Source organism: Terriglobales bacterium (assembly GCA_035487355.1).
Lineage (GTDB): Bacteria > Acidobacteriota > Terriglobia > Terriglobales > Acidobacteriaceae > QIAW01.
This window is the reverse complement of record DATHMF010000105.1, coordinates 70,341-80,985: the sequence shown is the minus strand read 5'-3', so window position 1 is coordinate 80,985 and position 10,645 is coordinate 70,341. Positions and strand designations below refer to the sequence as shown.

Genomic DNA, 10,645 nt, shown 5'->3' with positions numbered 1-10,645 from the left:
AGCCAACGGCAACGGAGGAAGCGTGTTCATCGAGCCCGGCTCGGGCGCCGCATTTGGCAATGTGCTCATCGCCGATGTCGGCGGTAATGTTGGCGTTGGAACTGCGTCTCCCGGGCAGAAGCTCGATGTCAGCGGAAATATTAACGCCAGTGGCAGCGTAAGCGCGGTGTCGTTCACCGGCAGCGGCGCGGGATTGACCGGCGTAACCGCTTCGGGATTAACCTGCACCGGTTGCGTTACAAACGCACAGCTCGGCGTGAACTACGCCGGCAGCACCTCGCAGGGAGCAGCGGCCACCAATGCGCTGGCGCTGGGCGGGAATGCGGCAGCCTCCTATAGCACAACAGCGCAGAGCGATGCGCGTTACCTGCAACTCAGCGGCGGCACGCTCACCGGCGGATTGATCGGTACCACCGCGACATTCAGCAGTACGGTCAGCGCCGGCAATCTGATCTCTACGCAACTATCGGGTGGCGCGCCAGGCTCCGGACTGGCCCTCACAGTGAACGCAGCCAGTGGAACAGGAAACGGCGGAGTGCTTAATCTTTCTGCTGGGAGTGCCGGGACAACCAATGGAGGCGCAGGCGGAGACCTCAACATCAATGCCGGCAATGCCGGTGTTGTGGGAGGAGCCGGCTACAGCGGCCTGGGTCCCGCCGGCAAGGTCAATATTACTGCCGGCACCGGCTACAACAGCGTGGGCGCAGACGTAATCTTGAAATCCGGCACGAACAGCAACTGGAGCCTGGCCGCGACCGGCACACACTCTAACGTATCGCTACAAGGCGGCGGACTACTCGGAGCGGACGGAGCCGTCCTTACCGTTGAGGGGGCCGGGAATGGATGCAGCAACAATTGCAACGCCACGTTCGGAGGGAATGTGCGGATCACCGGTGGCACCGGCTTCGGTGGCGACCCTGGCGGCAGCATCATCCTGACACCCGGCAGCCCCAGCGGCGACGTGCATGTAGCTGGAACTCTCAGCGTCAGCGGCGCCATTACGGCTGGAACCAAGGACTTCAAGATTGACGATCCGCTTGATCCCTCCAACAAGTACCTCTATCATGCCTCGGTTGAATCTCCCGAGATGAAAAACATCTACGATGGTGTGGTGGCCCTCGACGGCAAAGGCCGGGCCTGGGTGGCACTGCCTGGTTACTTCCAGGCGCTGAACCAGGACTTCCGTTACCAGCTCACGGCTGTTGGCGCGCCGGGACCGAACCTTTATGTTGCTCGTGAGATTAAGGACAACCACTTCCTGATTGCCGGTGGGCGTCCTCACGCCAAAGTGAGCTGGCAGGTGACCGGCATCCGTCATGACGCCTATGCCAACACCCACCACATCACAGTAGAAGAAGACAAGGGCAACCAACGCGGCACGTATCTGTACCCAGAGCTGTTTCAACAAGAGAATCAACAGGAGCAGCAACAGGAACAAGCCGTGGCGGCAGGAAGATAGTCAAGTCATTCAAAATCTCGGGGCAGCGAAGCGTGAGCCCCTTTCCCCCTTTGTACCGAGGTATCAATGTGGTATCAAAACCTTGATTCCCGGGGATTTTAGGCCATCATGAGTGCTTGAAGTGTGTTTAGAACGCGAGGGCGGAGCAGCCCAGGTTTTTGGTTGCCAAGTCCTTAGAAAGAAGCAGCATTCAAGAATGCAGGACTTCGGTCCCAGGTGCTCTTTGAAAATTGTTGACCATGCGGCGTTGGTTTTATCTTGGCCGTGCTGTTCTCTCTGACTGCTGGGAACCTGCTCAGCTAGTGTGGCGAAATGGGTACGCATGTCGTTTAATTTCAACGGGTTAACGCCGAGATAGACCATGCAGCAAGTATCCCTCACATCCACTGCTTTGGATGTTGAGGGGTGAAACGATCATGAGGAAGCCCCCACTATCTATTACCGGAGTTACAACTTATGAGGTATGAAGTATGAAGATACGAACACACAGCAGTCCCAACGGCTTAAGAGCTTTCGCCCTGTGGATGCTCTTTGCTGGAGTGCTGGCTGGGGTTGCTGCCTGCATTTTCACAGGATCAGGTCACGGGGTCGCCGCTATCATGGCATTTATCGTTGCTGTCTTCCTCGCAGCCGCGGCTGTTGGTTAATCCTCTCTGCAGATTCAAAACACCCATTAGCTGCCGATCAGTGACATAGCAGCAGTGACTCCTCAGCAAGTCACCACCTGTTCGAAGGAGTACTGCTTTCTTTTCTGAGAGTTAAGTGCCAGTATTGAGTTACTTAAACTAGCTAGCAAGTGCCCCCCTCCTCTGCCCCGAACCGGAAAAACAAAATTTGCTTTTCCCGTTCATCCGCCTTTATCCGCGGCACTCTGAGAACCGGGAACTGAGAACGGAGAACTGCTTTTCCGGTTTGACATCCTCACAAGCTCCCACCTAACCTGTTGATTCGACGTTTATGGGAATGAAAGTCCTGATTCTCGGTAGTGGCGGACGCGAGCACGCGCTGGCATGGAAGGTGCGCCAGTCGCCGCGCGTCTCTGAAGTCATCTGCGCTCCCGGCAATGGCGGTATTGGCGAAGAAGCCACTTGCGTCAGCGCCGACCTCAAGAACATTGATTCTATCGTCGAACTCGCCAACCGCATTCAGCCCGACCTGACGGTTGTGGGCCCCGAACTGCCACTTACCCTCGGCGTGGTGGATGAATTCAACCGTCGCGCCCTGCCCGTCTTCGGTCCAACCCAGGCGGCAGCCCGCCTGGAATCGAGCAAGAGCTTCGCCAAGGAGTTCATGAAGCGTTTCAACATCCCTACCGCAGGTTATGCGGTATGCAACACCGTGGAAGAGGTCAAGGATGCGCTGTCGCACTTCCATCCCCCCATCGTTGTCAAGGCCGATGGACTCGCCGCCGGCAAGGGTGTGGTGATTGCCCAAAGCAAAGAAGAAGCTCTACAGGTGGCCGGCGACATGCTCTCCGGAAAGATGCTGGGCAGCGCCGGAGCTTGCGTTGTGCTCGAGGAATTTCTTCAGGGCGATGAGCTTTCTTTCCTGGTGTTGAGCGATGGCCAGCGGGTCGCGCCCCTGGTGGCAGCGCAGGACCACAAACGCGTCGGTGACGGCGATACCGGCCCGAACACCGGCGGCATGGGTGCCTACTCGGCGGATTTCCTGCTGGATGAAAAGATGCGCGAGTGGCTGCTGGCGCACATCGCGCGGCCTGTGATTGACGGCATGCGCGCCGAGGGCAGCGAATATAGGGGTATCCTCTACGTCGGACTGATGCTTACCCCCCGTGGACCCATGGTGCTGGAGTTCAACTGCCGCTTCGGAGACCCCGAGACCCAGCCCATCCTCATGCGCATGGAAAGCGACCTGGTCGAGGCCATGGAAGCTTCGATTGACGGACGCGTGAGCGAAGGCGACTTCAAGTGGTCGAGCGATGCCACGGTTTGCGTGGTGATCGCCTCGGGCGGATATCCTGAAGTCTACGAGGTGGGCAAGAAAATCACCGGGCTGAGCGAAGCCAGCAAGATCGAAGGCGCAAAAGTATTTCACGCCGGCACCAGCCGCGACCAGAGCGGAAACTTTTATACCGCAGGCGGACGCGTGCTGGGCGTAACCGCGCGCGCCGCAGATTTGAGCGCAGCCGTAGAACGCGCCTACGCCGCCGTAGAGAAGATCCACTTCGATGGCATGCACTATCGCAAAGATATCGCCGCACGGGCGCTGAAGCAGAAAGTTTAAATCTGCCGAGGAGAAAAATGACTTCCAAACCTGTGGTCTCAATCGTGATGGGCAGCGACTCTGACCTGGAAATTATGAGCGAAGCCGGCAAGGCCTTGGCGGGCTTCGGCATTGCTTACGAGATAGACATCACCTCGGCGCACCGCGCCCCGCGTAAGACTTCCGAGTTCGCCCACAATGCCGCCGGGCGCGGCGTGAAAGTCATCATTGCCGGCGCAGGCGGCGCGGCACATCTGGCGGGTGTGATCGCGGCTGAGACCACGCTGCCGGTCATCGGAGTGCCTATCCCTTCGAGCTCCCTGCAGGGTCTGGATTCGCTGCTGGCCACAGTCCAGATGCCGGCCGGCATACCCGTAGCCACCGTCGCCATCGGCAAGGCCGGCGCCACCAACGCCGGAATCTTGGCCGCGCAGATTCTTGCCCTCAGCGACCCCGAGATCGCAAAGAAAATGGTGTCGCACAAAGAAAAGCTGGCGCAAGGTGTAGAGGAAAAATCAAAAAAACTGAAGGCAGGGCAAAGCTGAGCAGCCGCGCGATTACAGCTTCAACCCCTTAAGCCAAATTCGCAGGTCATTTCCCAAATCGGGTCGCTTGAGGGCGAATTCCACCGTAGCTTTCAGGAATCCCGCCTTGTCGCCGGTGTCATGCCGCGTGCCCTCAAAGCGGTAGCCGTAGACTTTTTCTTTCTGCAGCAGGAGCCGTATGGCGTCGGTGAGTTGGAGTTCGCCGCCTGCCCCAAGCGGCGTGTGCTCAAGCGCCTCGAAAATTCCCGGGGTCAGGATATAACGTCCAATGATGGCAAGATTCGATGGAGCATCTTCCAGCCTTGGCTTTTCCACCATGTTGGAGACTTCAAAGAGCCGGTCCTGAAATTTCCCGCTCACCGGCTTGGCATCGAGCACACCATAGGCGGAAATTGCCTTCCCCTCTACGACCTGGGTGGCGATCACAGACGACTGCGTCTCCTCAAAAACTTCCATCATCTGCTTGAGGCAGGGTACTTCCGCGTCAATCACGTCATCGGCGAGCAGCACGGCGAAAGGCTCATTGCCCACCAGTTCGCGCGCCATGAGCACGGCATGTCCCAGGCCGAGGGCCTCTTTCTGCCGCACATAGGCGACATGGATCATGTCTGAAATATGATGGACGATGGTCAGCAGCTCCGTTTTTCCTTTTTCCGCCAGCATCTTTTCCAGCTCGTAGCTGACGTCAAAGTGGTCTTCAATCGCGGTCTTGCCGCGGCCGGTGACAATCACAATCTGGTTGCAGCCGGCAGCCAGCGCCTCCTCGACGCCATACTGGATGATGGGCTTATCCACCAGCGGAAGCATCTCTTTGGGCATGGCTTTGGTGGCGGGCAAAAAACGTGTGCCCAATCCAGCGGCGGGAAAAACGGCTTTACGGACTCGTAGCATTCAGCACTCTCGATGGAGTACTCAGTACCCGGTACTCAGTACTCAGTGGGAGATTTCAGTGTTCGCAACTGAGTACTGAGTACTGGGTACTGAGTACTGTGGATTTTAAAGAACTGGACTGTCATCCCCCAGCATTGCCTTGCGGATAATCTTAATGGGCGGAAAACCCTGTTTCATAAATTGGTCGTGAAACTCTTGCAGGTTGAATTTGTCGCCCATCTTCTTTTTGTAGTCTTCCCGCAGTTTGAGGATCTGAAGCTTGCCCAAGGTGTAGTACAAGTACGTTGGGTCTGAGGTCCCGCGCCGCGTCTCGCGCTCGCCATTGGTGCGTGATTGGTAGCCTTCGGTGACAAAGAAATCCACGCCCTGGTCGAAGGTCATCTGCCCGGTATGCAACTTAATGCCAACAATAAAGCGGGCGTTGCGCAGCAAAGCGTCTTGCAGTTGGCCGAGACGAAGCTTTAAAAATTTCTTGTCTTGTTCGAGCGGCAGGTTGGGATCGCGTCCGTAGCCCTCATCCAGCATCATCTGTTCGCAGTAGTGCGCCCAACCCTCGACGTCGGTATTGGCCCCCAGCAGCTTGCGGACCTTGGAGTGCACCTGCGGCGTCCACAAAAACTGAATGTAGTGGCCGGGATAGGCTTCATGCACCGCTGTGCTGATGATGGTCCCGTAATTGAAACCGGCCATGTGCTCTTCCACATCCTGTGGCTTCCAGTCGGGCTCGGGTAGGGTGACGTTGAAATAAGCTTCTTTGGCTTTGCTTTCGTAAGGGCCGGGAGTATCCATCGAGGCGAAGGTCAGCGCCCGCGCAAATGGAGGCGTCTCTTCCACGATGGGAAGTACCTCAGAAGGAATGGTGATGATCTTGTGTTCTTCAATGTAGGTTTTCAGTCCACCTAAAACGTCGCGAAACGATTGCAGCAACTTGTCAGGCGCAGGATGGTCTTTGCCCATCTGCTCCAGAATCTGCTGCGGCGTCTGGCTGGGGTCGAGCATGGCGGCCGTCTCCTTGTAGCGCTGCTGGTTGGCCCGCAGGTTGGCCATGCCGATCTCCAGCAGTCTGTCGAGAGGCAGATCCACCATCTCGTCGTAACGAAGCTTGTTGCTGTAGTTTTCGGCGCCCAGACGGAAGTCGCCATTGGAGCGCGGCAGCAGATCACTCTTCACCCATTTCTCATAACTTTCCAGGGCATGGATGACGGCGCCGTTGCTCTCCTTGAATTCTTTGAGAAGCTTGGCGTCATGAACGTCTTTGAACGCTTCAGGAACATCTTTTTGGAAGAAGCTGATGATACCGGGAAGTTGCATCAACGCAACCTCGGTATAAATCTTTGGCGGATTCTTCAAGTTCACCCGTGCCGCCTGAAAGACCTTAGGCATCTGCTCTTCGCGGGCAATCACCATGCGCAAGCGATCTTCCGCGGGAGCGAAGTTGCGGCTCATGATCACGAATACCGAACCGCTGACGCCGCTGGAGTACAAATCAGGATTGGTCTGCCACAGGCGCAGCGTCTCCAGGTTCAGCAGCGTGGAGTTGATGTAGCCCAGCACCACTGCCCGGTCGCCCTGCTGCTCTTCATTCAGCTTTTCAGGGCTGACATCTTCAAAACGGCTGCGAAAATCCTTCAGCGAGATGGTTTCTTTTTCGTATGCGGTATGCGAGTAGTCTTCCAGAAAGGCGTCATATTGATGAAGACCGGCTGCGGTGCCCGTAGTGGGACCGAACTTGAAGTAGTTCTGGTCGAAAAACTCATCCACCAGCGCGTCCCAGTTGGCGGAAGGCGCCAGCCTGGGATTCTGTTTGTGGGGTTTTGATTGGGCTGAGGTGAATGTACCCATAAAAACAACAGCGGCAAACAAACAAAAAACAACACGCATGTGGCAAAAATCCTCGCCAGTCATCATATTTGACCAGCGAAGAGGTTGTCACCTTCAGGAGACGGTGATTTTCTCCGCCGCCAAGTTACCCAGAAGTGATTGCAGCTTTTCCAGCACCTCTTCTGCCTGGGTGGCTTTCAAAGTAAATTTCAGGATGCCTGCGGGTGAAAACTGCGCGCCGCGCTCTTTGGCTACAAAATCCGCCAGCCGCTGCGGATCAATTTTGGCATCCGCCACGAATCGTATATTGACCAGGTCGCGTTTGCGGTCAATGCCGGCCACACCGATGCGCTTGGACTGCAATCGCAGAGCTGCGTAGCGCAACAGATTCTCCACCGCAGCCGGAGGCGCCCCGTAGCGGTCGCTCAACTCCGCCGTCACATCGGCAAGGGCCTTTTCGTCTTCCACTCCGGCAACGCGCTTGTACATGCGCAGACGCTGGTTTTCTTCTCCAATGTAATCGGCGGGAATGCGAATGTTCAGGCCGAGGTTCAGTTGCGTATCAACTTCCTGCGGCGCAGCTTCTCCCTTGAGTTCGCGCACTGCCTGCTCCAGCATCGAGGTGTACATTTCAAAGCCCACGGCATCAATGTGGCCGCTCTGCTGGCCACCCAGCAGGTTGCCCGCGCCGCGCAATTCCAGATCGAGCGCGGCGATCTTGAATCCCGCTCCCAGGTCAGAAAATTCCTTCAGGGCGGCGAGGCGGCGGCGGGCAACCGGTGTGAGTTCGGCCTCGGCAGGAATCAGCAGATAGGCATAGGCGCGGCGGTTGGAGCGCCCTACGCGTCCGCGCAACTGGTACAACTCACTCAGCCCGTGCCGGTCGGCGCGATTGATGATCATAGTGTTGCACAGCGGAATATCGAGCCCGTTTTCGATGATGGTGGTGGCGACCAGAACGTCTGCCTCATGCCGGATAAATTTGAGCATGACTCTTTCCAGTTCGTTTTCCGGCATCTGTCCATGGCCCACCAGCACACGCGCGCTGGGAACCAGGTCCTGAAGTTTGGCGGCAATTTCGTAGATAGATTCCACCCGGTTATGGACAAAATATATCTGCCCGCCACGTTCCAATTCGTGTTCAATCGCCGTGCGGATAAGTTTTTCGTCAAACCCGGCCACCACGGTCTGGATGGCCATGCGGTCCTGCGGCGGGGTTTCAATCACGCTCATGTCGCGCAACCCAACGAGAGACATATGCAGCGTCCGCGGAATGGGCGTGGCCGACATGGCGAGCACATCCACTTCTTTCTTCAACTGCTTCAGCTTTTCTTTATGACGCACTCCGAAGCGCTGCTCTTCATCCACAATGACCAGGCCAAGGTCGGCGAATTTTATATCTTTGGAAAGCAACCGGTGCGTGCCAATGAGAATATCTACTTTCCCGGCCTCCACCCTCTGCTGAATTTCTTTTTGTTCCTTCGCCGAACGGAAGCGGCTTATCATTTCTATGGTGAGCGGAAAAGCCGCAAAGCGCCGTTTAAACGTCTCCCAATGCTGGAAGGCAAGCACGGTCGTGGGCGCGAGCACTGCAACTTGTTTGCTGTCACCCGCTGCTTTGAAAGCCGCCCGCATGGCAACTTCTGTCTTGCCGTATCCCACGTCTCCGCACAGCAGTCGGTCCATAGGCTGCTGCGATTCCATGTCACGCTTGATGTCGGCGGTGGCCTGAAGCTGATCTTCGGTCTCGTTGTACTCGAAAGCGTCTTCGAATTCCCGCTGCCATTGCCCATCAGCCGAGAAGGCGATACCTTGCGCGCTCTTGCGTTCGGCGTAAAGCTTCAGCAGTTCGTCGGCCATATCTGCCATGGCCTTCTTCACGCGCGCCTTGGTCTTGCCCCAGGCCGCGCTTCCCAGATGATTGAGCACCGGCTTGCCGCCTTCGGCGGAGCGATACTTCTGCACCAGATCAAGCCGGGTGAGAGGCACGTAGAGCTTGGCCGCGTCGGCATACTCCAGCACCATGAACTCCAGTGGCGGTTCGCCTTCGCTCTGCGAAATTTCTTTCAAGCCCAGGTACTGGCCAATGCCGTGCTCGACGTGCACCACATAGTCCCCAACCGCCAGATCGCGAAAGTCAGAGAGAAACGCCGATACCTTCGACTTACGCCCCTCCGAGTGGCTTGCAACTACTTCCGAGTCATCAAACAGGTCGAGCGCGCCAAACACCGACAGATGGGCTTCAGGAAGACGCACGCCCTCGGGCACGAAGGCCTTTACCAGCAACACCGCCCCAGCCTGCTCGTCAGAAAAGTATTGTGTGGCTTCATCGGCGTAGGTTCCGGCAGATTTCTGTCCGCGACTGCCCAGGCGATAGGCAATGTTGTACTCGCCCAGGATCTCGGCCATGCGCTCCACCTCACCCAGGCTGGGCAAGGCAAAAACGATTTGCTGGTTCTCTGCAACCAGCTTACGGACTTCTTCAACCGCTGCGGGCATGGATCCATGAAAGCGCGGCGTCGGCTGGGAAGAAAAAGCAATCTCCTCTTCCTCTACGCGGGTAATTCCAAGCTGCTCGACGCTCCCGCCGGGGAGCTTTTCCAAACGTGCACATAAATCCGGCGGCGGAATGTAGAGCTCTTCGGGTCTTACCAGCGATCCGATGTTGCTGCGCTCATGGGCGTCGTTAATTTTCTCCCACCAAGCCTCAATCTCCTGGTTTACGCTCGTGGGCTCATCCACAAATGCAACTGCGCGCGGCAGCAAGTCAAAAATTGTAGATCGCGTTCCGGCGATAGGCGCATAAAATTCCCATCCTGGGAAGATAGAAACTCCGCCAGAGGCCATTGCCTGCTCCACGATCTCTTGCGACCCTGCGACGCGCTTCCCTGAGAGCCGGGTATGGATCGCCGCCAGCGTCTGCTCGGAAACCGGTGTTTCGGTCAACGGCAGCAAAACAACTTCATCGCGTGGAGTCTGTGAGCGCTGCGAGCCAGGGTCGAAGCTGCGCATGGATTCCACTTCATCCCCAAAGAACTCAATGCGCACCGGCCGGTCTGTTTCCGGGGAATACACATCCAGAATGCCGCCGCGCAGGGCATATTCGCCGGGCATCTCGACCACGTCAACGGCGCTGTAGCCCACGGTGTTCAGGTGCTCGACCAGGAGTTCGGCATCAATGTCTTCGCCTTTACGGACCACCCGCGCCAGGTCGGCGTAATACTCCTGCTCGCGCAGGCACATCGCCGCCGATGCAATGGGAGCAACCACCAGCGAAGCCCGGCCGGTCACGATCTTCCAGAGAGTCGTGGCCCGCGTCTCCTGGATTTCAGGATGCGGCGAGAGATTTTCAAAAGGCAGAACGTCGTAAACCGGAAGTGCAACCACGCTGGCAGCCTCGGCAGCGCCGGTCAGTTCGCAAAAAGCGCGCAGCACCGGCAAGATCTGCTCCGCAGCCCGGTTATTGGCTACGAGCAGCAGCAGAGGCCGCTGGAGAGCGCGATGAAGCAATGCAAAGTGAAGTAGCTTAGCGGTGGGAGTAAGTCCAGAGACACGAGTACGCCCCGCGCCGTCTCTACCACCCCCCTCCAGTTGTTGAAGAGCAGTTTTAAGATTTGAGACCAGGCGCGCAAAACTGGCAGTCTTTTCTGCGTCCGCGAAAGCTTCACGGACGAACGGCAGCAACATGTAGATTTAATTTTACCAG

The 10,645-nt window shown here is 57.2% G+C and carries 7 protein-coding genes; 4 read left to right on the top strand and 3 right to left on the bottom strand.

The annotated features are described in order from the left end of the window. The 4 genes from VK738_19375 to purE form a co-directional block, all read left to right on the top strand. Positions 1-1,459 (top strand): hypothetical protein (locus VK738_19375; GenBank protein ID HTD24823.1); only part of this gene is annotated, 1,459 nt, incomplete at its 5' end. 470 nt (positions 1,460-1,929) lie between these two features. Beyond that, positions 1,930-2,106 (top strand): hypothetical protein, encoded by a 177-nt coding sequence (locus tag VK738_19370; protein ID HTD24822.1) that lies wholly within the window; start codon positions 1,930-1,932, stop codon positions 2,104-2,106. A gap of 310 nt (positions 2,107-2,416) precedes the next feature. Continuing rightward, positions 2,417-3,703 carry a phosphoribosylamine--glycine ligase gene (purD, locus tag VK738_19365; GenBank protein HTD24821.1) on the top strand — a complete coding sequence of 429 codons (1,287 nt, stop codon included), beginning with the start codon at positions 2,417-2,419 and terminating at the stop codon, positions 3,701-3,703. A gap of 17 nt (positions 3,704-3,720) precedes the next feature. Beyond that, positions 3,721-4,227 carry a 5-(carboxyamino)imidazole ribonucleotide mutase gene (gene purE / locus VK738_19360; GenBank protein ID HTD24820.1) on the top strand — a complete coding sequence of 169 codons (507 nt, stop codon included), beginning with the start codon at positions 3,721-3,723 and terminating at the stop codon, positions 4,225-4,227. A 12-nt stretch (positions 4,228-4,239) separates the two neighbouring features. On the opposite strand, the gene galU is transcribed toward purE, so the two are convergent. The 3 genes from galU to mfd all read right to left on the bottom strand — a co-directional run bounded on the left by galU (position 4,240) and on the right by mfd (position 10,626). Next, positions 4,240-5,118 carry a UTP--glucose-1-phosphate uridylyltransferase GalU gene (galU, locus tag VK738_19355; GenBank protein ID HTD24819.1) on the bottom strand — a complete coding sequence of 293 codons (879 nt, stop codon included), beginning with the start codon at positions 5,116-5,118 and terminating at the stop codon, positions 4,240-4,242. Between the two features lie 105 nt (positions 5,119-5,223). Then, the gene (locus tag VK738_19350) at positions 5,224-6,999 is read right to left on the bottom strand and encodes a DUF885 domain-containing protein (GenBank protein HTD24818.1); all 1,776 of its coding nucleotides are present in this window, start codon (positions 6,997-6,999) and stop codon (positions 5,224-5,226) included. A gap of 54 nt (positions 7,000-7,053) precedes the next feature. After that, positions 7,054-10,626 (bottom strand): transcription-repair coupling factor, encoded by a 3,573-nt coding sequence (gene mfd / locus VK738_19345; protein HTD24817.1) that lies wholly within the window; start codon positions 10,624-10,626, stop codon positions 7,054-7,056. Between the last annotated feature and the right edge of the window lie 19 nt (positions 10,627-10,645).